The following is a 24,441-nucleotide window of genomic DNA, read 5'->3' on the forward strand; positions in this document are numbered from 1 at the left end:
CTCCCGCCCAAGGGGGGCGAGGAGCGGAGATGAGGTACGGGGTTAGAAGCAGGCGAGAGGGAGGAAGGGAAGGGGTTCGGTCACCGTGTAGTGACACAGCGGTACGGGAGTTTTCGGGCCGGGTGAAAGCGATCGTTCGCGGGGGTCACATCCTCTTCTTCACGTGGCGGGTGGCCTGGGCACTCCAGGGGTCGTCGGGCCAAGGGTGCCTGGGATAGCGCCCCTTGAGCTCCTTGCAGACCTCTTTGTAGGCGCCGTCCCAGAAGCTCCTTAGGTCGCTGGTGACCTGGATGGGGCGGCGGGCCGGGGAGAGGAGGTGGATAAGCAGCGGGACCCGGCCGAAGGCGATCCGCGGGGTCTCGGCCAGTCCGAACATCTCCTGCAGCTTCACGCTCAGGTACGGGGCTCCCTCGGAGGGGTAATGGAGCTGGACCCGGGAGCCGCTGGGAACCTCGAGGTGGGTCGGGGCCCCCTCGTCGACGAGTTTTTGCTCCCGCCAGCTAAGCATGGCCCGAAGCGGCCCCAGAAGGTCGACCTTGGCGAGCTGGCCGAGACTTCTCACCCCGTCGAGGTAGGGGAGGAGCCACTCGGAGAGCCGGGCGGCCAAGGCATCTTCGGAAAGATCGGGAAGCCCCTCCTCGGGGAGCTCCCGGGCGAGGAAGACGACCCGGTTGCGGAACTCGACGGCCTGGCCGCTCCAGTTGAGCCCCTCCAGTCCGGGCCCCGCCAGGATCCCTTCCAGAAGGGCCGCGGCGACCTCTTCCCGGCCGGGGGTGGCGGGGCGCTCGGAAAGGAGCAACGCCCCCAGGCGCTCCTCCTCGCGGGCGATCACCCGTGCCTCCCGCTCGTCCCAAAAGACCCGCTTTTGCCGGGTGATGGCGGCCGCACAGACCTCCCTCACCGACTCGAGGGTCACCGCGCTGGCGAGGTGGATATCGCCCTCCGCTCCGCCGCCGGTCACCTCGACCGCCACGATGAACGGCTGCCCGCGCAGGTTCGAACGGTGCGACAGCTTCCCCCCGGTGCCGTTGGCGAGGAGGTAGCGTCCCGAGCCGGGAGCCCGCTCCTTCCCTACCCGGTCCGGATACGCCTTCATCAGCAGCGCCCCGATCAGGCCGGTATCGGGAACCGGTCCACGGCCGTCGCCCGAGAGGCGGAGGGCGTTGCGGAAGTAGCCGGCAAGCCTTTCGATGGTGGCGCTCAGCTGGGGGTCGCGGCGCTCGCGCAACGCCTCGATACGGTCGAGCAGGTCGCTGTCGGAAAGCGCCCCCTGCCCGGCGGGGAGAAGGTCCCGCTCGGAGAGGATGGCCGCCAGGGTGCAGGCGAGCCTCCCCTCCCCTTCAGGCCCGGCGGCGATCAGCATGGCGGCCAGCCTCGGGTGCATCGGGAGCGCAGCCATCTTCTTCCCGAGGGGGGTGATGGCCCCGCGGCGATCGAGCGCACCGAGCTGGGCGAGGAGCGATCTCCCTTGGGCCAAATGCCCGGCCGGCGGCTGGTCGAGGAACGAAAGCTGGGCGGGATCGGCCACCCCCCAGAGGGCGAGGTCGAGGGCCAGGGGGGTCAGGTCGGAGACCCGGATCTCGGGCGGCGTGAAGGGGAGCAGGGTTGTCTGGGTATGCCGCGTCCAGAGCCGGTAGCAGATGCCGGGACCGAGGCGCCCGGCGCGCCCGGCCCGCTGCTCGGAGGAGGCAGCCGAGATGCGCAGCGTTTCCAGGCGGTTCAACCCGCTCCCGGCGTTGTAGCGGAGCTGGCGGGAGTAGCCGGAGTCGATCACCACCCGCACCCCTTCGATGGTAAGGCTCGTTTCGGCGATATTGGTGGAGAGGACGACCTTGCGGCAGCCGGCGGGGAGGATGGCGCGCTCCTGCAGGGCGAAGGGAAGGTCGCCGTAGAGGACGGCTACCAGTACCTCGTTTCCCAGCCGCTCCTTCAGGCTTCGTTCCAGCCGCTTGATCTCCCCGGCCCCCGGGAGAAAGACGAGGATATCGCCGGTGGTCTCGGAGAGGGCGGAGAGGACGGCGGTGAAGACGGTATCGGTGAGGCGGCCGGTGGGCTCAAGGTTGAGGTAGCGGTGCTCGACCGGGAACTGGCGGCCGGGGCTGGAGATCAGCGGAGCACCGCCGAGCAGCTCGGCGACCGGGGCGGCGTCCAGGGTGGCGGACATGACGAGGATGCGGAGATCCTCGCGGAGCCCCTGCTGGACATCGCGGCACAGGGCCAGGGAAAGATCGGAGGTGAGGCTTCGTTCGTGGAATTCGTCGAAGATGACCGCCCCGACGTCCTCCAGCAAAGGATCGGCCTGGAGACGCCGGGCGAGGATCCCCTCGGTGACCACCTCGACACGGGTGGCGGCGGAGACCTTGCGCTCGAAACGGATGGTATAGCCGATGCGGCGGCCGGGTTCCTCACCGAGCGAGGAGGCGAGGAAGCGGGCGGCGTTGACGGCGGCAAGCCGCCTCGGCTCCAGCATGATGATCTTCTTGCCGGAAAGGTAGGGGGCGTCCATGAGGGCCAGCGGGACCCGGGTGGTCTTGCCGGCGCCGGGTGGGGCCTGCAAGACGGCGGCGTTGCCCGCCTCGAGGCGAGCCACCAGCTCGGGGAGGATTGCCTCGATAGGAGCCTTGGACATGGAGATCTTAGATGAGGAGGCGGAGGCTTTCCAGGTCGACGCCGGCCAGCGAATCCACCACCTTCACGGCTCCGGTGAGCCGCTCTTCGGGATAGCTGTTGGTCACCCCCAGCACCTTGAGACCGGCGCCGGTGGCGGAGGCGATGCCGGCCGGGGTGTCCTCGACGGCGAGGGTCGAGGCGGCCTTGACCGCACCGGGGAACCTTTCCTGGAGGCGCTTGAGCGCCATGAGGTAGCTCTCCGGGTCGGGCTTGCTGGCGGCCACCTCGTTGGCGGTGACGATGACGTCGAAGGCTCCGGTCAGCGAGAGCTGCTCGAGGACGGGATCGATGTCGCTTCTCAGGGCGCCGCTGCAAAGGGCGAGCGGCAGGGTGCCGGAGATGGAGCGGATCAGCTCGACGACGCCCGAATAGGGGGCGACCCCGGCGGAGACGATGCGGATGAAGGCCTCGGCTTTTTCCGCCATTAAGCGATGGAGCTCCTCGCCGGAAAGGTGGCGCCCGCCGGCCCGGAAGGACTCGCGGAAGGCGTCGCGGTCGTCGAACCCCAGGTACTCATCGAGGTACTGCTGCCAGGAGTAGCCGAGCCCTAAGGGGACCAGCACTTCCTGGAAGGCTTTGTAGTGAAGCGGTTCGCTGTCGACGATGATGCCGTCGAAGTCGAAAATTACTGCGTCTAGCATTGGTGCTCCTTATCCCGGGCCGCCCGGAGGACGGCTTGTGTGCTCATTCTCTGTTTTACCGGACCCGCATGGCACGGGGTGACCGCCCTGGCTGGACGCAGGCTCAGAAACGGCCGGAGAGGGCGAGGCCCGGGGCGCCCCCAAGGCTCGCCGGGGTGACGGTGACCTTGGCGCCGTGGAGGTCGTAGTACCTGGTGACGGCACTCCCGGCCAGTTCGCCGATGGCGGCCCCCAGCACCACGTCGCTCGCCCAGTGCTGGTCCCGGTAGAGACGGGAGAAGCCCACCAGGGTGGCACCGGTATAGCAAAGGGCCTTTACCCCCCAGGAGTCGCTCTCGGCGGCCAGCACGTGGGCCACGGCGAAGGAGCTCGCGGTGTGCATGGATGGGAGCGAATAATCGCCGTCGAAGCGGAAAGGACGGTAGTCCGATTCCCCCTTCCCGGCCTCCGGTCTCGCCCGCCCCACCGCCTCCTTGAGGATCAGCGTGGTGCCGTCGGCCAAAAGGAGGGCCTCGCCGAGCTTTTGTCCCAAAAGAAGGACCCGCGGCGAATCGGTCAGTGCACCGGCTCCATAGAGGGTCGCGGCCACCCCGAGGTGGATGTAGGGATCCCCGGCCAGGCTCCCCCAGCGGGTGACGTGATCGAGGGTGCTGGTGTGGACCCCTGCAAGGTCCGAGCGGATGTCCCGGTCATAGACGTAGGCGGCGGCAAAGGCTCCCGCCGCGGCAATGGTCTGGACCCAGTAGGGATCGACGGGGCCGGTTGCGAACAGAAGGCTCTCGTCCCCTATCCGCCCCGCCTCCTCCTTCACCGCAGCGGTGCTGGTGAAGACGTTCTCGACTGCCAAGACCGGCGTGGCCGGAAAAAGCCCCACTGCCAGCACCAGCGCGGCCAGCAGGCGAACGGCACTCCGCACTGCCACCGGCACAACCCCTTTCGATGTCACCATCGTAAGCCCCCTTACCCGCTACTTGAAGAAGAGCCAGATGGTACCGGCGGTGAGAGCAACCTGCGAAACGATGGTGGTGATGTCCTTGATCTCCCTCAGCCAGGCTATCCGGTCGAGTTTCTGCGGAACGACCACGGTGTCCCCCGGCCAGAGCGTCCTGGAGAGGAAGCTCCCGAAGTGCCAGGTCTTGTCGCTTTCGTCCCAGCTGAATCCGAAGGAGGACTGGCTCCTGCTGAGCACGGTGCCGTCCGCCCGCAGCACGTACATCTCGGAGGTGTCGGCGTCGTTGAGCGGGCCGCCGGAGCTCGAAAGGTACTTGGAAACGGTGCCGTCGTCGCTGAAGACGAAGGTGGCAGGGCTGTAGACCTGCCCCATCACGCTCACCACGCTCGGGGTGGCCGGGACGTCGAGGATGTCCCCACCCATGAGCTCCAGGTCGAACTTGGACTTGGCGAGCTTCTCCGGCGGCAAAAGGCTAATGACGATGCGTCCTTCCGCCTTCTTCAGCTTCAGCGTTTCCAGGCTCTTCATGAGGCTGTCGAGGGCGGCCTTGTTGGCGGCCAGATCCTCGCTGGAGGAGGAGACCGCGGAGAGCTCGCTCTGCTTTCTCAGGATGTCCTGCTCGCTGCGGGCGATCACCTCGTCCATCCGTTTTTGCTGCAGCACCTGCACCGACTTCCTGGTGAAGCGGGCGCCGCGCAGGTAGGCCCGGTCGGTGAAGCCGCCGGCCCGCTCGATGACCGAGCTCAGCCGCTCTCCCTTAGTGATAGAATACTTGCCCGGATAGCGGACCTCACCTTTGAGGGTGATGAAACGGTCGGTCATCTCCAGCCATTGGGTGATGCTCCTGACGATGAGGACGTCGTCCGGCTGGAGCTCGAGATTGGCGGAGGGGTCGCCGGCCAGCGCCTTTTTCAGGTCGAGATTGATCCGGGTGGGGGTGGCGGAGCCGCGGCTGATGTCGATCCTGGTGAGCTCGGCGTCCTCCATGAGGGCGTTACGCTTGAGGCTCCCGGCGGCGGCCAACAGGTCGCGCACGGTCATGCGGGGGTAGAACGGGTAGTTGCCGGCCTTCTTCACCTCGCCGGTGATGGAGACCATCGGCCGCTCCTGCATCTGCCAGAGCGAGAAGACCTTGACCTCGTCCTGGTCCCTCAACTCGATGTTCTCCTTGGCATCCCCCGAAAGGGCCTTGCCGAGGTTCGCGGAGAGCTTCTCGAGGTGCCGGTCGGGGAGCACCTGGCGGGTGATCTCGGCCGAACCGAGATAGGTGTCGGGGAGGATCGCGTCGTACCCCGGGAGGAGGTCGCGCAGACGCATCCCCTTACGGTACTGGTATTCGCCGGGGCGGGAGACGTTCCCCGAGAGGGTCACCACCTGGCGCGCCACGTCGTAGAAGGGGAAGACCTTGACCATGTCGTGGTCGGAGATGGGGATCGAGGCGAGCTCCTGCTCGAGCTGGCCCCCCTTGGGGAGGTAGTCGTGGATCACGCGGGAGCTGTTCCCTTCCAGCCGCTCGACCTGGATCCGCCCCTTGTCGCCGGAGGCGCTGATCCCCCCCGCCATCTCGATGACCGACGAGAGGGTGGCGGGCCCTTTGAGCTCGTAGATGCCGGGGCGCTTGACCTCTCCCGCCACCGCCGCCACCGGGCCGATGACCGGCACGAAGAGGGTGTCGCCGTTTTCCACCCGGACGTCGCGGCTGCGGTCGCCGGAGAGGAACATGGAGTACAGGTCGATATCCTGGACCGTCTTCCCTCCCCTCACCAGCCGCACCTGGCGCAGCGACCCGCTCTTGGTGGGGCCGCCGGCGGCGGAAAGGGCGTTGATGGCCGAGGAGAGCGAGCTCACCGTGTAGGCGCCGGGAGCCTGCACCTCTCCCACCACGAAGATCTGGATGGTGCGGAGCTTGCCGAGGGTGATGTTGAATTCGTACCCCTTGAAGTAGCGGGAGATGGACTTGTCGACCACGCCGCGGAGCTGGGCGTAGGTGAGTCCCCAGACCTTGACGGCCCCGATCCGGGGGATGGTGATCTCGCCGTTGCGATCGACTTCGAGGTCGTAGCGCCCCTGGGTGGTCCCCCAGATGTCGAGCCGGAGCGAGTCGCCCGGGCCGATGACGTAGTCGGAACCGACCGGGAGGTTGTCGCGGGAGGCGGCGCCGGCGTTGGTGAAGAAGTCATAGCCGAACTGGGTGAGGGCGAGTTTGACCTCTTTCCCGTCGACCTTGCGGGTCATCGCCTTCAATCCGCGGGAGAAGGAGCGCTCGATGGCGGAACTCGAATCCTCGGGAGGAAGCGGGGTGACCGTGATCTCCTCGGAGGAGGCGACCTCCTTCCCTTCCTTGCTGTAACCGGACACCCTCACGTAGTGGACGATGCCGTTTTTAAGCCCGCGCAGGCGGTAGTTGTTACCCTTGATCTTCTCCAGCCGCCGCTCGACCTTGTCGCGCTCGCTGTGGTAGCTGATGGTGTAGGTATCGACCGGGGTGTCGCCCGGTTCGGGGGCGTACCAGTTGATGACGATCTCTTCGTCCCCCGCCTCGCCCCTCAGCTTGAGCTTGGTGGTGGTCACCTTACCGTTGGCGTCCGTTTCATTCGGGCGGATGGTCTCTTTCTTCTGCGGCTGGTCGCCGGTGTCGGATTGCTGGTCGCCTGCCGGGGGCTGGTCGCTGGACTGCTCGGGGGCTTGCTGCTGATCGGAGGAGACCTGGCCCCCCTGGAACGCCGGGTCGGTGGCGGCCAGCGCAAGGGGGGGCTGGAGGATGGTAAGGCACAGAAGGAGTACGGCGAGAACTTTTCTCATGAAAACCTCAGCCAGCGTAGTTTAAGACAGAATAAAATAAGCGAGTTGGCTACGGTTGGCAACAGCAAAACCGGGCGGCGGGCAAAAAAAAACAGCGCCCCGGGGGACGCTGTCTTCTTTATGGTGATCCCAAGGGGACTTGAACCCCTGTTACCGACGTGAAAGGCCGGTGTCCTAACCACTAGACGATGGGACCGGAAAAGGCCGGGCCGAAGCTATGACCTTTATGAATTGGCTGGGGTACAAGGATTCGAACCTTGGATGACGGAGTCAGAGTCCGTTGCCTTACCGCTTGGCGATACCCCAACAAGAGAGACCAACTTAATAGCAAATCCGGCAGTCGAAAGTCAAGCTTTTTTCTGCCGGGCCGCCGCCCCCCCTGCCTCGATCGCCTTGAGGTTGGCGGGGATGAAGCGGTGGTTCCTCTCGGGGAGCGCCTGCTCGAGCGCGCCGGCGACCGAGGCGGTCCCCACGGCGGGGACCAGCGCCAGGTACGCCCCGACGGCCACCATGTTGACCATGCGGGAGTCGCCAAGCTCCATGGCGATCTCGTTCATGGGAACCGGGACCAGGGTGATGTCGCCGCGGTCAAGGCCGGAGACGTCCACCAGCGAGGAGTTGTAGATGCAGATCCCGCCCGGGCGGACCTTGCTCCCGAAACGTTCCAGGGAAGCCTGGTTCAGCACCACCAGGGTGGAGGGATTTCCCACCACCGGGGAGCCGACCGCACCGTCGGCGATCACCACCGTGCAGGTGGCGGAGCCTCCCCTCTTCTCGACCCCGTACGCGGGGAAGTAGCTGACGTTCTTTCCTTCCTCTATGGCGGCATAGGACAGGAGGTTCCCGGCCAGGAGCACCCCCTGCCCGCCGAAACCGGCTATCATCAGATCGTACCGCATGATCCCTCCTACTACATGAATATGATCACTTCAGCTCGGCGGACACAGCCCCCCCCTTGTCAAAGGGGGGACAGGGGGGATTTGCCTCTACAGATGGCGAAGCACTCCCCCAAATTCCCCATTATCAAGTGGGACTTAGAACCCGCTTGGAGACCGTTTCTAAAGGGCGCGAGAGCTACTCGTTCCCTTCCTGCTTGAAGATCCCGAGCTGGAAGTACGGGATCATCTCCTCGCCCACGCGGGCATTGGCCTTGAGCGGCGTCATCCCCCAGTTGGTAGGGCAAGCGGAGAGGACTTCCACGAAGGAGAACCCTTTCCCCTGGGCCTGGTAGCCGAAGGCCTCGCGCATCACCTTCTTGGCCTGGATGAGGTTCTTGGGGGAATCGACCGCCACCCTCGCGGAATAGGCGACCCCGCCCAGCTGGGCCAAAAGTTCGGCCATCTTGATGGGAGAGCCGTCTTTCTTCCGGTCGCGGCCGTAGGGGGAGGTGGAGGTCTTCTGCCCCACCAGGGTGGTGGGAGCCATCTGTCCCCCGGTCATCCCGTAGGTGGTGTTGTTCACGAAGACGACGGTGATGTCCTCGCCACGGTTGGCGGCGTGGATGATCTCGGCGGTCCCGATGGCGGCCAGGTCGCCGTCACCCTGGTAGGTGAAGACGAAGCGGTCGGGGCGGGCCCGTTTGACGCCGGTGGCGACCGCCGAGGCGCGCCCGTGCGGGGCCTCGACCACGTCGATGTCGAAGTAGCCGTAGAGAAACACCGAGCACCCGACCGAGGCGACCCCGATGGTTTCCTGCTGCACGCCGTGGAAGTCCATGGCGTCGGCCACCAGGCGATGAATGGTGCCGTGATGGCACCCCGGGCAGAAATGGGTCTGAACGTCCTTGAGGCTCACCGGCCTCTTGAAAACCTGTTCCATGCTGCTTCCCTCGTTAAGGTATTAAATCCTGGCGCAACTCTTCCGGATCACGTCCAGAAGCTCTTCCGGAGACGGGAGCGAGCCGGCCCCCGGCGGGCGGCCGTAGAAGCCGACCTCGGCCTTGCCGTTGACGGCCAGCCGGACATCTTCCACCATCTGTCCGCAGTTGAGCTCGACCACCAGCACCCGCCCGGCCCGGATCCCGGCCTCGGCGAGCGCCTTCTCCGGGAAGGGGAAAAGGGTGATGGGGCGGAAGAGGCCTACCTTCAGCCCCTCCTCGCGCGCCATGGCTATCGCGGTCTGTGCGATGCGGGAGACCGAGCCGAAGCCGGTCACCAAGAGTTCGGCGTCGTCGGCCAGGTAGGTCTCGTACATGACCTCCTTTTCCTTCATCACCTGGTACTTGGCGTGGAGCTTCCAGTTGTGGGCCTCGAGCTCACCGTCGCCGAGGAACAGGGACTTGACCACCCGCTGCTCCCCTCCCCCTTTGCCGCGGACCGCCCAATCCTTCTCCGGGAGCTCGCGCTGGGGACGGGGATTGGGGACGAGCGCTTCCTTCATCTGCCCGACCACCGAGTCCCCCAGCACCATGACCGGGGTGCGGTAGAGATCGGCGAGGTCGAAGGCATGCATGGTCAGGTCGTACATCTCCTGCACGCTGTTGGGGGCCAGCACCGGGATATGGTAGCCGCCGTGCCCTCCCCCCTTCACCGACTGGAAGTAATCGGACTGGGAGGCATCGATCCCGCCGAGGCCGGGGCCGGAGCGGGAGATGTTGATGATGACGCCGGGGAGCTCGGAGCCGGCCATGTAGGAGATCCCCTCCTGCTTCAAGGAGATGCCGGGGCTCGACGAGGAGGTCATGGCGCGCTTGCCGCAGGCGGAGGCGCCCAGGAGCATGTTGATGGAGGCGACTTCGCTCTCGGCCTGGATGAATTCGCCGCCAAGCCCGGGAAGCTCGCGGGAGAGGTACTCGGGAATGTCGCTTTGCGGGGTGATGGGGTAGCCGAAGTAGTAGCGGCACCCGGCTTCCAGGGCCCCCATGGCGGCAGCCTCGTTTCCCTTAACGAACAGTCTTTTCGACACGTGGACCTCCAGCATAAAAAACTGCATGACTCCATGTAGCTCGATCGAGGGAAGGCATAACGGCGGGCCCGCCCGATCAGACCAGAGTCACAGAAGCGGTGACATTGACTTATTTGTAGACAGTGATGGCTACGTCAGGACAGATTTCGGCGCAGAGAGCACACCCGGTACACTGCTCCAGATTCGGAGCCTCGGCCGGTGTGTAGCCCTGGATATTGACCCGTTCGCAGAGCTGTATCAGCTTACGGGGGCAGGCTATGGTGCAGAGACCGCACCCTTTGCATCTCAACTGATCAATCTCAATTCTTGCCATAAGCAACTTTCCTCACATACCGACAGCGGTGCCGAACCGCATCCAATTAGCGGCTGAAACTAGCAGAAACCTGTCGCTTACGTCAACTTTTTTTGTTTTGAGTAAAGATTTCTCGCTTGCTTTTGCTTGGTCTTATAGTTTAATAAAAATTAATAAATTTTTGCACGTTAAAAACAGGAAAGGAGGACCACCGAGATGGCATCATCACTGCTCGAACTGACGGCCAACATAGTCTCGTCGCACGCGTCGGTAACCGAGATGTCCGGCGAGGATCTGCTTCAGGAACTGCAGAAGGTTCACGTCGCCCTGCAGAAATTGGAAGTGGAAAGCGGCGAAGGTGGTGAAAAGCCCGAGGGCAAGGGGCCCGCCGTTTCTTTGAAAAGGGCCTTCCAACCGGACCAGATAACCTGCATGCTCTGCGGCAAAACCGGTATGAAGACTCTGGCCCGGCACCTGGCCCAGGTCCACGGGATGAAGCCAGGGGAATACCGGAAGCAGTTCGGCATCCCGAGCAACCAGGCTCTCACCGCCAAGAACTTCTCCGAGGCCCGCCGCAGGATGGCCCAGGAGAAGGGGCTCGCCGACAATCTCGCCAAGGCCAGGGCCGTCCGGGCCGCGAAACTGGCAGCCAAAGCCGGTGGCGAAAGAAAGCCGGCCAAAGAGCCGCGGCAGCCCAAGCAGAAACGGATGAGCGCCTGATCTCCCCTATTTCCTGCCGCAAAAAAAAAGCCGCCCGAGGGGTGGCTTCTTTTTGTTCAGGTATAACCTTAGCGGCAGAATCCCTCCCAATGAAACATTCACTGGCAACATGGGGGAAAGTAGGTCCCCCCCTTGTCAAAGGGGGGACAGGGGGGATTTGCCTCTGGCCGGTTCTGCGTTGCCCCTTGGCGATTACGGTTATCCTCGCGGCTTTCCCCCGGGCCGGCCTCCCCCACCCCCTCGCCCCCTCCCTCCAGGGGAGGGGGAAGAAGGTTGGCGGCGGGCGACGATACCGGTCTTGCGCGGGGCGCGGCCGGATCCGGCATAGACCTTCCGCTTGAGGCGGGTGACCTCCTCCGGGGCGAGAAAGCGGAAGTTCCCCGGCTTGAGGTCGCCGATCTCCAGGAAGTCGTAGCGCGATCTTTTCAGCCTCACGACGCTCAGCCCCACCGCCTCGCACATGCGGCGCACCTGGCGGTAGCGGCCCTCGTGGATGGTGATCGAAATCCAGCTGTTGTGCTCGCTCTCGCTGACCGGCGCCACCTTGGCGGGTGCCGTCATGCCGTCCTCCAGCTCCACCCCTTCGGTAAGCTTGCCGATCTGTTCCTCGGAAACCTTTCCGCTCACCCGCACCAGGTACCCTTTGTCCACCTCGTGGCTCGGATGCATGAGGGTGTTGGCGAGCTCGCCGTCGTTGGTCAAAAGGAGAAGCCCTTCGGTGTTGTAGTCGAGGCGGCCGATGGGATAGACCCGCTCCTTCACCCCCTTCAAAAGATCGGTCACGATCGGGCGCCCTTCGGGGTCCTTCATGGTGGTCATGTAGCCGACCGGCTTGTAGAGAAGGATGACGACCCGGTTTTCGGCCACGACGATGGCCTTGCCGTCGACGGTGATGACGTCGTTGTCGGGATCGGCCTTGGAGCCGAGCTCGGCCACCACCTCGCCGTTCACCTTCACCCTGCCGTCGAGGATGATCTTCTCGGCCTCGCGGCGGGAAGCTACCCCTGCCTGCGACAGTATCTTCTGCAAACGTTCCTGCATGTAAATTCTCCGTTAACGGTTATTACCCCATCCTCACCCGGTCCCTCTCACTGAAGGAGCTCTCTTCCCCCTCCCCTGGAGGGAGGGGGGTGGGGGAAGCCAGCCACTGCGGAAAGGGTCGGCAGGGCCTACAGCGTTAAAATCCCCCCTGTCCCCCCTTCGCAAAGGGGGGAACGCGAGGCCAGCTCTTTCGTTGAATCAAAAAAGACAAAAAGGCGGCTCCATGTCTGGAGGCGCCTTCCTGTTCTCTATCAGAGGGCTTTGCGATTACTCGGCAAAGCGGGACATCTTCCTGAACTTCTGGTAGCGCTGCTCGATGAGCTCCTCGGCCGGAATCTTCATCAGCTCGGCCAGGTTCCTGGAGAGCGCCTCGTGGAGACTCTTCGCCATCGCCTCGTGGGCGCGGTGGGCGCCGCCAGCCGGCTCGGGGACGATCTCGTCGATGACGTCGAGCTCCTTGATGTCCTTGGCGGTGAGCTTCAGGGCCTCGGCGGCCTGGGCCCCCTTGGTGCCGTCGGACCAGAGGATGGCGGCGCACCCTTCCGGGGAGATGACGGCGTAGACCGAGTGCTGCAGCATGAGGATGCGGTCGCCGACCGCGATGGCGAGCGCGCCGCCGGAGCCACCCTCGCCGGTGATGACGACGATGATGGGAACGGTGAGGCGGCTCATCTCGCGGAGGTTACGGGCGATGGCTTCGGCCTGGCCGCGCTCCTCGGCGCCGATGCCCGGGAAGGCGCCCGGGGTGTCGACGAAGGTGATGATCGGGAGCTTAAAGCGCTCGGCCATCTCCATCAGCCGGAGCGCCTTGCGGTACCCTTCCGGGTTGGGCATGCCGAAGTTGCGGAACACCTTCTCCTTGGTGTCGCGCCCCTTCTGGTGGCCGATGATCATCACCGGCTGGTCGTCGAGCCTGGCAAGGCCCCCTACGATGGCGTGGTCGTCGCCGTAGTTGCGGTCGCCGTGGAGCTCGACGAACTCGGTGAAGATGAGGTTCACGTAGTCGAGGGTAAAGGGACGGTTGATATGACGGGCGACCTGCGCGGTCTGCCAGCGGGAGAGATTGGAGAACATATCCTCACGCATCTGCTCCGCCTTCTTCTCGAGCTTCTCTACTTCACCCTTGAGATCCACCCCTTCGGTGGAGAAAGCGAGCAGTTCCTGGATCTTCTTCTCCAGCTCGGCCAGCGGTTTCTCGAAGTCCAGGTAGCTTTGTTGCAGTGCCATATATCATCATCTCCTTGTCTTTAGATTCTTCCCCACCAGTGAGTAAAACAGATAAAACCGCAGCTCACTTCAGGAAATGAGTGCGGTGGGGAGTCCGTGCTTATTCAAATGAGACGGCATTATAGCCGAAGAGGTTCCCTACTTCCACTGTTAATTCTTCACTGGCCGCCACTTTGTACATGTCGGAGAGCTTGACGGTAACCCGCGAGCCATTCTCCAGGTTCATATGAAGGAAACTCCGGCAGCTTCCGCGGTACTTTGAGAGTATCCCCTTGAGCGTATTAAGCTTGCCGGCATCGGCCTCCTGGGCGTCGATAGTGAAATTCACCCGGCGGGTCTCCCGCTCGACCAGATCCTTCAGGAGAACGATGTCGGTGGCCATCACCTTGGCCCCCTTTTCACCGTGCTCGACGGTGCCGGTCACGTGGATCGGGTCGTCGTTTTTGAGGTACTCGGAGCAGCGGGCGTAGACGTCGGAGAAGACCACCACCTCGAGGGAACCCATCAGGTCCTCCAGGGTGATGAACCCCATCCGGTCCCCCTTCTTGGTGATGATCTCCTTGCAGGTGGTGGAGACGCCGCAGAGTTTCACCTCGCTCTTGTCCTTGGCCTCCTGGATGGTGGAGGTGTCGACGGTGGAGAACCGGCGCATGTCGGAGACCCAGCGGTCCAGCGGGTGTCCGGAAATGAAAAAGCCGATGGCCTCCTTCTCGCACCCCAGGCGATACTTCTCGTCCCACTCGGGGATGTCGGGGAACTTCTTGGAGCCTCCTCCCGGTCCCCGCACGATCTCGGCGACGCCGAAGAGCGATACCTGGGCGCTCTCCTTCTCCTGCTGGATCTTCTGCCCCTGCGCCGCGGCGTCGTCGAGTGCCGCCAACATCTGGGCACGTTTGTAACCGGTGCAGTCGAAGGCGCCGCTTTTGATGAGCGCCTCGATCACCCGCTTGTTGCAGCGCCTGAGATCGACCCTTTCACAGAATTCGTAGAGATCGGTGAACGGCTCCTCGCCGCGCGCCTCCAGGATCGCCTCGATGGCCCCCTCCCCCACGTTCTTCACGGCGCCGAGGCCAAAGCGCATGGCGTCGTCGAGCACCCGGAAGGATCTGAGCGACTCGTTGATGTCCGGCGGCAGGACCTGGATCCCCATCTCGCGGCAGTCGCCGATGCTCTTGATGACCTTGTCGGTGTTGCTCATGTCCTCGGTGAGGAGGGCGGCCATGAACTCCACCGGGTAGTGGGCTTTCAGGTAGGCGGTCTGGTAGGCGACCAGCGCGTAGGCGGCGGAGTGCGACTTGTTGAAGCCGTACTCGGCGAACTTGGCCATCAGGTCGAAGATGCCGGCGCACTTTTTGGGGTCGAGCCCGAGCTTCTCGGACCCCTCCATGAACTTCAGGCGCTCCTTGGCCATCTGTTCGGCGTCTTTCTTACCCATGGCGCGGCGCAGAAGGTCGGCGCCCCCCAGCGAGTAGCCCGCCAGCGAGCGGGCGATCTGCATGACCTGCTCCTGGTAGACGATGACGCCGTAGGTGTCCTTGAGGATCGGCTCGAGCTGCGGCAGATCGTAGACGACCGCCTTGCGGCCGTGCTTGCACTCGATGAAGGCGTCCACCATGCCGCTCCCGAGCGGACCCGGACGGTAGAGGGCGCAGACTGCGATGATGTCCTCGAAGCAGGAGGGCTTCAGCTTGACGAGGAGCTCCTTCATGCCGGAGGACTCGAGCTGGAAGACGCCGGTGGTGTTGCCGGCCTGCAGAAGCTTGTAAGACTCCTCGTCGTCGTCGGTCAACAGCGTGATGTCGAAGTTCGGGTCCTTGCCGTTACGGATGTGCTTGCAGGCGTTGTCGATGACGGTGAGGTTCTTTAACCCCAGGAAGTCGAACTTCACCAGGCCGACCTTCTCCACGTACTTCATCGAGTACTGGGTGGTCAGCGATCCGGTCTTCTGATCCTTGTAGACCGGGGCAAACTCCTCCATCTGCTTGGGCGCGACCACGAGGCCCGCGGCGTGGGTGGAAATGTGGCGGGCAAGGCCTTCGAGGCGCAGGGCGACGGTCATGACCTCGTTCACCCGCGGGTCTTCCGCCATCAGCTCCTTGATCTTGGGCTCCTGCTCGATCGCCTTGTCGAGCGTGATGCCGAGCACCTCGGGGATCAGCTTGGCGATCTTGTCCACGTCGGCGAAGGTGAGATCGAGCGCGCGCCCCACGTCGCGGATGACGCCGCGGGCGGCCATGGTACCGAAGGCGGCGATCTGGCAGACCTTATCCCTGCCGTAGCGGTCGACCATGTACTGGATCACCTCTTCGCGGCGGTCCTGACAGAAGTCGACGTCGATATCAGGCATGGAGATACGTTCGGGATTGAGGAATCGCTCGAACAGCAGGTTGTACGGCATCGGGTCGATGTCGGTGATCCTGATGCAGAAGGCGACCAGGGAACCTGCCGCCGAGCCCCTGCCCGGCCCCACCGGGATGCCGTGGTCCTTGGCCCAGTTGATGAAGTCCGCGACGATCAGGAAGTAGCCCGGGAACCCCATGTGCCGGATGCAATCGAGCTCGATGCGCAGGCGGGCGTGGTAGGCCTGCTCCTGCTCGGCGGTCAGGTTGGGATACTTGATCTTGATCTTCTTGAGGCGGAGATCGAGCCCCTCGATGGCCTCGCGTTCCAGCTGCTGGTCGAGGGTCTCGCCCGGCGGCGCCTCGTAGGCGGGGAAGTGGTAGGTCTTGAAGTCGAACTCGTAATTGCAGCGCTCGGCGATCTTGACGGTGTTGGCGAGCGCCTCGGGGCAGTAGTGGAACTCCTTCGCCATCTCCTCCGGGCTCTTCAGGTAGAAGGCCTCGGTGGTGAAGCGCATCCGGGACGGGTCGCTCATGGTCTTCCCGGTCTGGATGCAGAGGAGGATCTCGTGCGCCTTGGCGTCCTCTTTATTGAGGTAGTGGCAGTCGTTGGTGGCGACCAGCGGCAGACCCATCTCGCGGGCGATCTCCATCACGCGGTCGTTGGCGATCCTCTGCTCGGGGAGCCCGTTCTCCTGGATCTCCAGGTAGTAGCTGTCCGGGAACATCTCGGAGTACCACTTGGCGGCGGCCCGGGCCTCGTCCATCTTGTTGCGGCCGGCCAGGTAGGCGACCTCACCCTGCAGGCAGGCGGAGAGGCAGATGAGCCCTTCCCGGTGCTTCTCCAGGAGCTCCTTGTCGATGCGGGGGCGGCGGTAGAAGCCGTCCTTGTAGCCTGCGGAGGTCAGGTAGCAGAGGTTCTTGAAGCCGGCCATGTTCTCGGCCAGCAGGATGAGATGGTAGCTCGTGACGGGATTGGCGGCGGAGGGGGCCTTCTTCTCGAGGCGGGAGCCGGGGGCGATGTAGACCTCGCACCCGAGGATCGGCCTGATCCCTTTATCCTTGGCCTTGAGATAGAACTCGAGGGAACCGAACATGTTGCCGTGGTCGGTAACCGCCACCGCCGGCATGTGGTATTCCTTGGCCTTCTTGACCAGGTCGCCGATACGGATGGCGCCGTCCAAGAGGGAGTACTGGGAGTGGAGATGGAGATGTACGAAGTTGGCCGATTCTGCCGAATCCATAACAAACGGTCCTGAAGTATGCGCTGGCGGGAGAGCCGATACAGCCTGCTCTCGACACGACAAAGGGAGCCTTTTTGTCGGCTCCCGTGAGGTTATCTTACGGTGAAAAATGTAGGGGGATTGTTACCACGAATGGAGACTCTGTGTCAATTGAACAGCGCGGGTAAGCCCGTGACAGAGAGAGATTTTTATCTTCAGGAAGCCGTGGCCTAGGTGAGAACTCAGCCCCTTACGTCCCCCCCTTTGCGAAGGGGGGACAGGGGGAATTTTTGCCCCAGCCAGCATCAGCTCCGCCGCCGGCCTCCCCCACCCCCTAGCCCCCTCCCACCAGTGGAGGGGGAAAAGAGGTCCCCCCCCTTTGCGAAGGGGGGACAGGGGGGATTTGCCTTTGCTTCTTATCCCTTGATGACCTTGATGACCTTGGCGATCAGCGCTGCGTCGAGGGCGATCTCTTCCTGCGTGCCGCCGTCCATATTCTTCAGCGGCGCCGCACTCTTGGCCAGCTCGTCCTCGCCGATGATGAGCGTGAAGCGGGAGTTGAACTTGTCCGCCCGCCGCATCTGGCTTTTGAGGCTCTTCCCTTCGTAGTCGATCTCGACCGCGATGCCGTTACGCTGGAGGGCTGCCATCAGCCGGAAGGCCTCGGCGTGAGCCTCTTCCCCGATGGCGGCGATGAAGAGATCCGGGCGCCTGGCGAACTCCTTCTCCGCCAGCAAAAGCGCCACCCGCTCCACCCCCATGGCGAAACCGATCCCCGGGATCTGGGGACCGCCCAGCTCCGAGATGAGCCCATCGTAGCGGCCGCCGGCCGCCACCGCGCTCTGGGCGCCCAGCATGGTGGTGACCATCTCGAAAGTGGTCCTGGTGTAGTAGTCGAGGCCGCGCACCATCCGCTCGTTGATGGCGTAAGGGGTCCCGACCAGGTCGAGATAGCTGCGGGTCTTGCCGAAGTGGGTCGAGCAGTCGTCGCAGAGGTACTGGAGCATGGAGGGAGCGCCCTTGGTGGCCTCCTGGCAGCCGGGAGACTTGCAGTCGAGCGCCCGGAGGGGATTGGTCTCGTAGCGCCGCTTGCAGTCGTCGCACAAAAGCTCGATCCGCTCGTAGAGGAAGCTTTTCAGCGCCTCGCGGTAGTTCGGACGGCAGCAGGGGCAGCCGAGGGAATTGACCTGCAGGGACGGCTCGGTGAGCCCCAGCTCCTGGAAGAAGTGGGTCAGCATGGTGAGCACCTGGGCATCCACCGTCGGGGAGGAGACCCCGGTGATCTCGGCGCCGATCTGGTGGAACTGGCGGTAGCGACCCTTCTGCGGGCGCTCGTAGCGGAACATGGGGCCCATGTAGTACAGGCGGGCGACCGGATCGAGGGCGTGCATCTTGTGCTCGATGAAGGCGCGCATCACCGAGGCGGTCCCTTCCGGACGCATGGTGACCTTGTTCCCACCCTTGTCCTCGAAGGAGTACATCTCCTTCTCGACGATGTCGGTGGCGTCGCCAATGGAGCGGCAGAAAAGCTCAGTCTTTTCGAGGATCGGGATCCGGATCTCGGAGAGTCCGTACAGCTCGAAAACCCTCCTGGCCGTAGCCTCGATATGCTGCCACTTCTCAACCTCGCCCGGGAGGATGTCGTTGAACCCTTTCACGCCAGTAATTGCCACGTCCGGAAATCTCCTTGCCTATTAAAATTCACAAGCCGCGCGGCACTGCCGGCGGCCCGGGTTGCAACCGATAAAGATGTGCCCGCCACATCCTGGCGGGAGTAACGCCCCCTCCACTTGCTGGCGGGGTATGGTCCCCCCCTTGTCAAAGGGGGGACAGGGGGGATTTGCATTCACCCCTTTACCGCTTCCGGGGTTGCCATTCCCCTTGGGCGGCCTGCGGTTCGCTGCCCGGTTGCGGCTGGGCGTGGAAGGCGAGGTTTTTGCCACCCGCCTTGCCGCGGTACATCGCCTGGTCGGCCAACTCCAGGAGCTCCGCCTTGGTGGAGGCGTCCTTGGGAGAGCAGGCATAGCCGAGGCTCACCGTCAGCTTGATGGAGAGGCCATCGGCGCGGGCGAAGGTATGCTCCTCGATGGAGTGGCGGATACGCTCGGCGACCACCGCCGCCCCTTCCAGCCCGGTCTCCACCAGCACGATGGTGTACTCGTCCCCGCCGTAGCGGATGACGGCATCCACATCGCGCACGCTTTTTCTCAAGAGGGTCCCCACCTCTCTCAGCACGCGGCTTCCGATCAGGTGACCGTACATGTCGTTGACGGTCTTGAAGAAGTCGATGTCGATGAAGAGGAGCGAGAGACTGGAGTCGAAACGGTCGGCACGCTTGAGCTCGCGATCGAGCACCACGTCGAGATAGCGGTAGTTGTACAGGCCGGTCAACTCGTCGATGTAGAGGAGATCCTTGGCGAAGTTGTAGCGAGCAGCGTTGTCGAGCGCCAGCGAGGCCTGGTCGAGCAGAAAGGTGATGTGATTGGCGTTCAAGGTGCCGGGGAAGCTCGGCTGGCCGGGGTCGTTGAACAGGATGATGATTCCCTGCAGTGACCCCTTGTGCCTTATATACAGGCACATCGCCTCTCGCAGCTCGGTGTCCCGGCATTCCGGATCCGCCTGGAAATTCTTGAGGGTCGCAAAGTGGCTCTCGCCGTCGTCGATCAGGTCGCACTCGGTGATGGCGGCCTGCCCGAGCAGCGAGGCGGTGCCCTGATCGAGCCCTTTGATCTCCTGAAGGATGAGCTGCCCGGACTCGGTGAAGTAGCCGAGACCGCGGGAAACGCCGGCCTCTTTGGAGAGGGCGTCCACCAGCAGCGGGTAGATCCGCTCGAGCTCGAGGCAGTTGGCGATGGTCTGGCTGACCTGGAAGAGATTCACCAGTCCCCGCAGTTCCTGGTTCTCGTCCAAAAGCCTCCGCTGCCGCATGCAGTGGGCGACGATGTGCCTGAACTCGTCGTGGTTGATCGGCTTGACGAGGTAGTCGGTGGCCCCGTTTTTGAGGGCGTAGATCGCCGTCTCCACGTTGGCGTGGCCGGTGACCATGATGACACTGACAGAGGGATCGTGACGCTTGACCGCGGAAAGGATATCGAGACCGCTCACGTCGCTCATCACCAAGTCGGTCACTACCAGGTGGTAGAGCCGTTTGGTAATGAGATCGAGTGCTTCCTCACCGGAGGAAGCGGTCTCTACAAGATACCCCTCCTCCTTCAGAAGATCTGTGTAGACCTCCCGGAAGAAGCTGTCGTCTTCGACTATTAAAACCCTTTCCATGAAACCGGTCTCCCAGGGGGGGTACTCAGAGGGATGGACGAATTCCAGCATAAACTAGCAGATAGCCGTGAACGCGTCAATTAAAATGGCCTCCAGGGAAGCGAGACAGAGACGACGCCCTCGCTGTCGCAGATGACTTTGACGGTGCCGTCGAGGTCGGTCCGGTGAATGGGAATGTGCCGGTCCCGGAGCCGTTGCAGGGTGGAAGGAGCCGGCAGACGGAACGGGTTGCCGAAGCCGGCGGAGATCACCGCCAGCTTGGGCGAGACCAGATGTAGAAAGGGATCCGATGAGGAATAGCGGCTCCCGTGGTGGCCCACCTTGAGGATGCTGCTCGGGGTAAGATCTCCCCTTTCCAGCACTCCCCCCTCCCCTTCCGCGCCGAGGTCGCCGGGGAAGAGCGCCGCCCCCTTGCCGAGCACCAGCCTCAGTACCAGCGATTCCTCGTTGGCGTCGCCGGAGGGAGGCTGCCACCCAAGCGGCGGCCAGAGAGGCTCCACCCGTGCGCCCCCCGCCGGAAACGGCGCCACCTCCGCGCTCAGAAGCCGCACCGGGATTCCCTTGGCCGAGGCGACCCAGTTGAGCTCCCTGCATTCGGGGGAGAGATAGGAAGCGGAACTCTCCCAGAGCTCTCCCACCTCGTACTGTTTGGCGAGATAGAGCACACCCTGCAGGTGGTCCGGGTGCGGGTGCGAGAGGACCAGGTAGTCGATCCTTCCCACCCCCAGCCGCCAGAGGGCCGGGAGAAGGAGCCGCTCGCCCGCCCAATCGCCGCCATCGGCACGCCCCCCGCCGTCGATCAGCATCCACTTGCCGTCCGGAAGCCGGATCAACGTGGAGTCCCCCTGCCCAACCGAGAGGAAGTAAAGGGTGAAGCGCCCGTCGGGAGGTTCGATGGCCGCCACCGGCCGCAGCACCAGGAAGGCGGCCAGCACCGCCACCGCGATCCCCTTGACCGCGCGGGAGCGGAGCCAAGTGAGGGCCGCAAGGATCAGCACCGAGAGGAGAAAATCGAGCCCGGTGGGGGCATAGCCGGTGGCGACGGGAAGCCGGGAAAGGGGAAGGATGGCCCGGTTGCAGATGCCGACCAGCCAGGCGGCGGCATCGAGGAGCCAACTGGCCGGGGTCTCCGCGAACCAGCTCAACGGCAGCGAAAGAAACCCCACGACCACCGCGCCGTACCCCATGAGCGGCACCACGACGAGGTTGGCCAGCAGGCCGGTGGCCGACACCCGGTGAAAGTAATAGGCGACCGGCACCAGGGTGGCGAGGATGGCCGCCGCCGAAGCGGTCATCAAAAGGAGGAGCCAGCGGAGCGGGCGGGGAATCCCATCGAAGGCCGGAGCGAACGGGGAAAGAACGACGAGCCCCCAGATGGCCAGGAAGGAGAGCTGGAAGGAGAGATCGAAAAGGGTCTCCGGCGCGGCGAAGAGCATGGCGGCCGCGGCCAGCATCAGGGAGTTGACCGGGTCGGCCTCCCGCCTGACCTGCAGGGCGCAGGCGAAGGCGGCGATCATCAGCACGCTCCGCACGGTGGCGGGAGCCGCCCCGGAGAGAAAGAGGTAGAAGACCACCACCGGCAAGGCGGCCAGCATCAGCATCCGCCTGAGGTTTACACGAAGGGCCAGCCATTCGCTCCGCCGCGCCAGCCAGAAGAGGGCCTGGAAGACGCAGAGGAAGATGATTCCGATGTGGAATCCGGAGATGGAGAGGATGTGGTTGATTCCGCTCCGGGCGTACGCCTCGTTCAGCTCCGGCGGCACCTCTCCCTGGTCCCCGAGCAGAAGGGCCTTCAGGACCGTCCCCTCTGTCCCCGGGCAATTGCGGGATACGAAGCCGGAGAGGGAGGCGGCGATCCGGTCCACCGCGTGGCGCCACCCCTCGCCCCCCCTGACGAGGACGATGTCCCCCGGCTCCTTTACCCAGGCGGTGGCAAAGATGCCGCGGTAGGCCAGGGCGCGGACGTAGTTCCGCTCGCCCGGCAAACCGTAGGGCCTCGGCTTTCTGATCCGTGCGGAAAAGAGCACCTCGTCGCCGGTAGCGAAATCCCCCCGGCCGCTGCCGGCCTGGACCAGGAGCCGCTTCGGAAGGGAGCTTAAAGCGCCTCCGGTGACCTTTTTCACCGCCACTACCAGCGAGAAGCCGTCCGGCCGGTTGCGGGGCCGCTCGTCGACCACCCCCTGGATGGTGACCGGCAGATCCCGTCCGCTCACAGTAAATATTTCCGGGGGCGATAAAAAAGGCTCAAGTGAAAGGGCCCCCCAGACGAAGAACAAGGTGGCCGACGAGAGGGAAAACGGGATAGATCCGGCGGTGAAACAGCTAGTTAACGCGAGCCCGAGCAGCAAGGCGAGCGCCCACCACGGTGCGGTGAATCCGGCGAGATGGGCGGCACAGAGGCCGGCGATCAGGGAAACGAGGGGAATCAGCAGGGGTCTCTGGTGCATGGCGTGGGGCCCCGGGAAGGTGGACGGCGGCGGTGTTCATTCTTCACCACGGTGGCAAACGCAGTAAAAACAGTAGCTTGGCAGGGCACAACCGGGACTTGTGCAGCTTTAGCACAATTGGCCGCCATGGGCGGGCAGGCAGCCGGGTCCCGCAAATGGCAAAAAAAGGTAATGATTCAGCAAGGTTGTAAAGCGAGACGCATCCCTTGTCAAGTTGGTACGACCGTTGAAAGCTAGAGGCTAAAGGGCCAAAAGCTGAACCAAAAAGGAGGGTGGCGTCATGGCATCAAGAGTTATCTCTGCTGAGAAATCAGGCGGTTACGACTACCGGATCATGGAGGTGCGGCTCAGAAAGAAGGGAGCCCCGCCGGATGCCAAGGAAGACCTGCGGCTGCTGATGGTGGACAGCCATTGGGAAACCCTGCGTTTCGTCCAGGACAACATGGAAGATGTGGTAGGGAACATCGTCAAGCTGAAGAGATCCGAACCGGTGGGCACCAAGGGGATCAACGAGAGCGCCGCGCTCTTCCAGAGCAAGCTCGAACCGTTGATCACCACGCTGGCGGCCTCCAAGAAGGGCGAAGGGGTGATGGACAAGCTCTCCCTCTCCCTCAAGAAGGCGCTCCTGTTGATGGTCATGGAGCGCTACCACAGCGACCGCGAGCAGGCCTGCAAGGTACTGGGAATCTCGCGGGAGAAACTCGAGAAGGAACTGGTTCTCTGCGGGGTCTCCCGCTGATCTTCCACACCGGGGAGGTCTCCCTCCTGGCCTCCCCGGCCCACACCCCCCTGATTTTCCCCTCCGCTCCCTTCCCCGGCCAGCGGCTCCGGCCTCAGGGCTCTTCAGAAGGGGACGCAGGGGGCAAGGCCCCGTCAGCGTTCTCGCCGCTTCTTTCCTCACCGTTCACGGGGGGTTCCTCCCCGTTCCCCTGACTCGCCTCCGATTGAACTCCCCCCTCATCGCCGTAACCGTGCACGAGCTGGGCACTGCGCGTGTCGCCCCCCTGGGTACGGAGGGTCTGCTCCATGGTGGAGACGGTGTCCTGGACCGTGTTCAGGCTCTCCAACGGATCATCGGCGAAACATTTCCCGGCCATCAGGACCATCACCAGTACCAGCAGCTGCGCACGCATCGGCCACCCCCGACAAAAATGTGGTGAAATATTATCACCCGCTAATGTCACTTTCAACCACTTTGTAAGTTTTTTTTAACCGCTATGACAGTACGGAAGAAGAGGTAACTGGATAAGGCTGGAACCGGCAATGTCACAGGAGCCGGTCTGGGAGTAATCCCCAGCCCCGCTTGGCGAGGAGGGGTGGAAGAACTGGAAAGTTTCAAACGCGAGAGACAGACGGGAGACGGGGATTGTTTCTCTTCTGACAGTGCGGCTCCCTTCCCGGGCACCGCTGAGAGCTGAAATTGAAAGGGCCGCAGATCGCGGCCCTTGCCAAATCAGTTTTATGTGGAGGAGGTTGGATCAGCCAAGGAGGCTGTTAAAGTTTCTGGCCCGGTTAGCCAAGATGGTCGGATCAAGCACCTCACCACAGCAGGTGCATTTCCAGGCGTCGAACGACCTGACGAAATCGTAGTATTTTTCCGCGAACATTCTCCCCCTGCATTTAGGACACTTCATAAGGCTACCTCCCATGGCAACTTAATAAGATCAGCAAGCGAGGATACATAATACACCATGCGTGCCAAAAATCGGCCAGCGGAGGGAGGCGCCGCCACCGCAGAAGGGACCCCTTGGAAATACAGGACTTTCGGCCGACAGCCGGTATATTAAAAATAAGCTCTAATTATATTAATCTTTCCAATACCCACCCCCGGCACCCTCAGCACCCCATCCAGGGAACCGAAAGCGCCATTTTTATGACGGTCATCGGCGATGCGTCCGGCCAGCGCC

Annotated in this window: 18 protein-coding genes and 2 tRNA genes; 2 read left to right on the top strand and 18 right to left on the bottom strand. The window is 63.5% G+C overall.

Going from position 1 to position 24,441, the window contains the following annotated elements:
• Positions 1-145: 145 nt before the first annotated feature.
• The 10 genes from hrpB to L4X63_RS12080 all read right to left on the bottom strand — a co-directional run bounded on the left by hrpB (position 146) and on the right by L4X63_RS12080 (position 10,282).
• Positions 146-2,629 carry an ATP-dependent helicase HrpB gene (gene hrpB, locus L4X63_RS12035; RefSeq protein ID WP_250678882.1) on the bottom strand — a complete coding sequence of 828 codons (2,484 nt, stop codon included), beginning with the start codon at positions 2,627-2,629 and terminating at the stop codon, positions 146-148.
• A 7-nt stretch (positions 2,630-2,636) separates the two neighbouring features.
• On the bottom strand, positions 2,637-3,311 hold the full coding sequence (locus L4X63_RS12040) for an HAD family hydrolase (protein ID WP_250678883.1): 675 nt from the start codon (positions 3,309-3,311) through the stop codon (positions 2,637-2,639).
• Between the two features lie 103 nt (positions 3,312-3,414).
• Positions 3,415-4,260, bottom strand: a complete 846-nt coding sequence (locus L4X63_RS12045) for a phosphatase PAP2 family protein (protein WP_250678884.1) — start codon at positions 4,258-4,260, stop codon at positions 3,415-3,417.
• An 18-nt stretch (positions 4,261-4,278) separates the two neighbouring features.
• Positions 4,279-7,065 (bottom strand): SLBB domain-containing protein, encoded by a 2,787-nt coding sequence (locus L4X63_RS12050; RefSeq protein WP_250678885.1) that lies wholly within the window; start codon positions 7,063-7,065, stop codon positions 4,279-4,281.
• Positions 7,066-7,186: 121 nt separating this feature from the next.
• Positions 7,187-7,261: transfer RNA gene (locus tag L4X63_RS12055), tRNA-Glu, on the bottom strand.
• 36 nt (positions 7,262-7,297) lie between these two features.
• Positions 7,298-7,371 (bottom strand) — tRNA-Gln (locus L4X63_RS12060).
• A gap of 41 nt (positions 7,372-7,412) precedes the next feature.
• A complete protein-coding gene (locus tag L4X63_RS12065; protein WP_250678886.1) occupies positions 7,413-7,964 on the bottom strand; it encodes a 2-oxoacid:ferredoxin oxidoreductase subunit gamma family protein in 552 nt (183 codons plus the stop codon).
• A gap of 175 nt (positions 7,965-8,139) precedes the next feature.
• The gene (locus L4X63_RS12070) at positions 8,140-8,883 is read right to left on the bottom strand and encodes a thiamine pyrophosphate-dependent enzyme (RefSeq protein WP_250678887.1); all 744 of its coding nucleotides are present in this window, start codon (positions 8,881-8,883) and stop codon (positions 8,140-8,142) included.
• 21 nt (positions 8,884-8,904) lie between these two features.
• A complete protein-coding gene (locus L4X63_RS12075; RefSeq protein WP_250678888.1) occupies positions 8,905-9,969 on the bottom strand; it encodes a 3-methyl-2-oxobutanoate dehydrogenase subunit VorB in 1,065 nt (354 codons plus the stop codon).
• 109 nt (positions 9,970-10,078) lie between these two features.
• Complete coding sequence (locus L4X63_RS12080; RefSeq protein ID WP_250678889.1) at positions 10,079-10,282, bottom strand: 4Fe-4S binding protein; 204 nt, start codon at positions 10,280-10,282, stop codon at positions 10,079-10,081.
• Between the two features lie 195 nt (positions 10,283-10,477).
• Here L4X63_RS12080 and L4X63_RS12085 point away from each other — a divergent pair, with 195 nt between their 5' ends.
• A complete protein-coding gene (locus L4X63_RS12085) occupies positions 10,478-10,981 on the top strand; it encodes a Ros/MucR family transcriptional regulator (RefSeq protein WP_250678890.1) in 504 nt (167 codons plus the stop codon).
• A gap of 198 nt (positions 10,982-11,179) precedes the next feature.
• On the opposite strand, the gene L4X63_RS12090 is transcribed toward L4X63_RS12085, so the two are convergent.
• The 6 genes from L4X63_RS12090 to L4X63_RS12115 all read right to left on the bottom strand — a co-directional run bounded on the left by L4X63_RS12090 (position 11,180) and on the right by L4X63_RS12115 (position 22,534).
• Entirely contained in the window at positions 11,180-12,022 is an 843-nt protein-coding gene (locus tag L4X63_RS12090) for a pseudouridine synthase (RefSeq protein WP_250678891.1), read from the bottom strand.
• Between the two features lie 267 nt (positions 12,023-12,289).
• Positions 12,290-13,249, bottom strand: a complete 960-nt coding sequence (locus L4X63_RS12095; protein ID WP_250678892.1) for an acetyl-CoA carboxylase carboxyltransferase subunit alpha — start codon at positions 13,247-13,249, stop codon at positions 12,290-12,292.
• Between the two features lie 100 nt (positions 13,250-13,349).
• Positions 13,350-16,832, bottom strand: coding sequence for a DNA polymerase III subunit alpha (gene dnaE / locus L4X63_RS12100; RefSeq protein WP_250678893.1), 3,483 nt, complete (start codon positions 16,830-16,832; stop codon positions 13,350-13,352).
• 395 nt (positions 16,833-17,227) lie between these two features.
• Positions 17,228-18,484, bottom strand: a complete 1,257-nt coding sequence (hisS, locus tag L4X63_RS12105; protein ID WP_250678894.1) for a histidine--tRNA ligase — start codon at positions 18,482-18,484, stop codon at positions 17,228-17,230.
• 181 nt (positions 18,485-18,665) lie between these two features.
• Positions 18,666-20,087 (bottom strand): GGDEF domain-containing response regulator, encoded by a 1,422-nt coding sequence (locus L4X63_RS12110; protein WP_250678895.1) that lies wholly within the window; start codon positions 20,085-20,087, stop codon positions 18,666-18,668.
• 80 nt (positions 20,088-20,167) lie between these two features.
• Complete coding sequence (locus tag L4X63_RS12115; protein WP_250678896.1) at positions 20,168-22,534, bottom strand: DNA internalization-related competence protein ComEC/Rec2; 2,367 nt, start codon at positions 22,532-22,534, stop codon at positions 20,168-20,170.
• Between the two features lie 280 nt (positions 22,535-22,814).
• Between L4X63_RS12115 and L4X63_RS12120 the strand changes: the two genes are divergently transcribed.
• The gene (locus tag L4X63_RS12120) at positions 22,815-23,273 is read left to right on the top strand and encodes a hypothetical protein (protein ID WP_250678897.1); all 459 of its coding nucleotides are present in this window, start codon (positions 22,815-22,817) and stop codon (positions 23,271-23,273) included.
• Between the two features lie 94 nt (positions 23,274-23,367).
• Here L4X63_RS12120 and L4X63_RS12125 read toward each other — a convergent pair whose 3' ends face one another.
• Entirely contained in the window at positions 23,368-23,667 is a 300-nt protein-coding gene (locus L4X63_RS12125) for a hypothetical protein (RefSeq protein ID WP_250678898.1), read from the bottom strand.
• A gap of 345 nt (positions 23,668-24,012) precedes the next feature.
• On the bottom strand, positions 24,013-24,141 hold the full coding sequence (locus L4X63_RS23645) for a hypothetical protein (RefSeq protein WP_268899001.1): 129 nt from the start codon (positions 24,139-24,141) through the stop codon (positions 24,013-24,015).
• Positions 24,142-24,441: the final 300 nt, after the last annotated feature.

It is taken from the genome of Geomonas sp. Red32 (genome assembly GCF_023652955.1).
Lineage (GTDB): Bacteria > Desulfobacterota > Desulfuromonadia > Geobacterales > Geobacteraceae > Geomonas.

Coding starts and splice junctions, on each gene's coding strand:
- hrpB (WP_250678882.1), bottom strand. CDS start 2,629: ATGTCCAAGGCTCCTATCGAGGCAATCCTCCCCGAGCTGGTGGCTCGC.
- L4X63_RS12040 (WP_250678883.1), bottom strand. CDS start 3,311: ATGCTAGACGCAGTAATTTTCGACTTCGACGGCATCATCGTCGACAGC.
- L4X63_RS12045 (WP_250678884.1), bottom strand. CDS start 4,260: ATGGTGACATCGAAAGGGGTTGTGCCGGTGGCAGTGCGGAGTGCCGTT.
- L4X63_RS12050 (WP_250678885.1), bottom strand. CDS start 7,065: ATGAGAAAAGTTCTCGCCGTACTCCTTCTGTGCCTTACCATCCTCCAG.
- L4X63_RS12065 (WP_250678886.1), bottom strand. CDS start 7,964: ATGCGGTACGATCTGATGATAGCCGGTTTCGGCGGGCAGGGGGTGCTC.
- L4X63_RS12070 (WP_250678887.1), bottom strand. CDS start 8,883: ATGGAACAGGTTTTCAAGAGGCCGGTGAGCCTCAAGGACGTTCAGACC.
- L4X63_RS12080 (WP_250678889.1), bottom strand. CDS start 10,282: ATGGCAAGAATTGAGATTGATCAGTTGAGATGCAAAGGGTGCGGTCTC.
- L4X63_RS12085 (WP_250678890.1), top strand. CDS start 10,478: ATGGCATCATCACTGCTCGAACTGACGGCCAACATAGTCTCGTCGCAC.
- L4X63_RS12090 (WP_250678891.1), bottom strand. CDS start 12,022: ATGCAGGAACGTTTGCAGAAGATACTGTCGCAGGCAGGGGTAGCTTCC.
- L4X63_RS12095 (WP_250678892.1), bottom strand. CDS start 13,249: ATGGCACTGCAACAAAGCTACCTGGACTTCGAGAAACCGCTGGCCGAG.
- dnaE (WP_250678893.1), bottom strand. CDS start 16,832: ATGGATTCGGCAGAATCGGCCAACTTCGTACATCTCCATCTCCACTCC.
- L4X63_RS12110 (WP_250678895.1), bottom strand. CDS start 20,087: ATGGAAAGGGTTTTAATAGTCGAAGACGACAGCTTCTTCCGGGAGGTC.
- L4X63_RS12115 (WP_250678896.1), bottom strand. CDS start 22,534: ATGCACCAGAGACCCCTGCTGATTCCCCTCGTTTCCCTGATCGCCGGC.
- L4X63_RS12120 (WP_250678897.1), top strand. CDS start 22,815: ATGGCATCAAGAGTTATCTCTGCTGAGAAATCAGGCGGTTACGACTAC.
- L4X63_RS12125 (WP_250678898.1), bottom strand. CDS start 23,667: ATGCGTGCGCAGCTGCTGGTACTGGTGATGGTCCTGATGGCCGGGAAA.
- L4X63_RS23645 (WP_268899001.1), bottom strand. CDS start 24,141: ATGTTCGCGGAAAAATACTACGATTTCGTCAGGTCGTTCGACGCCTGG.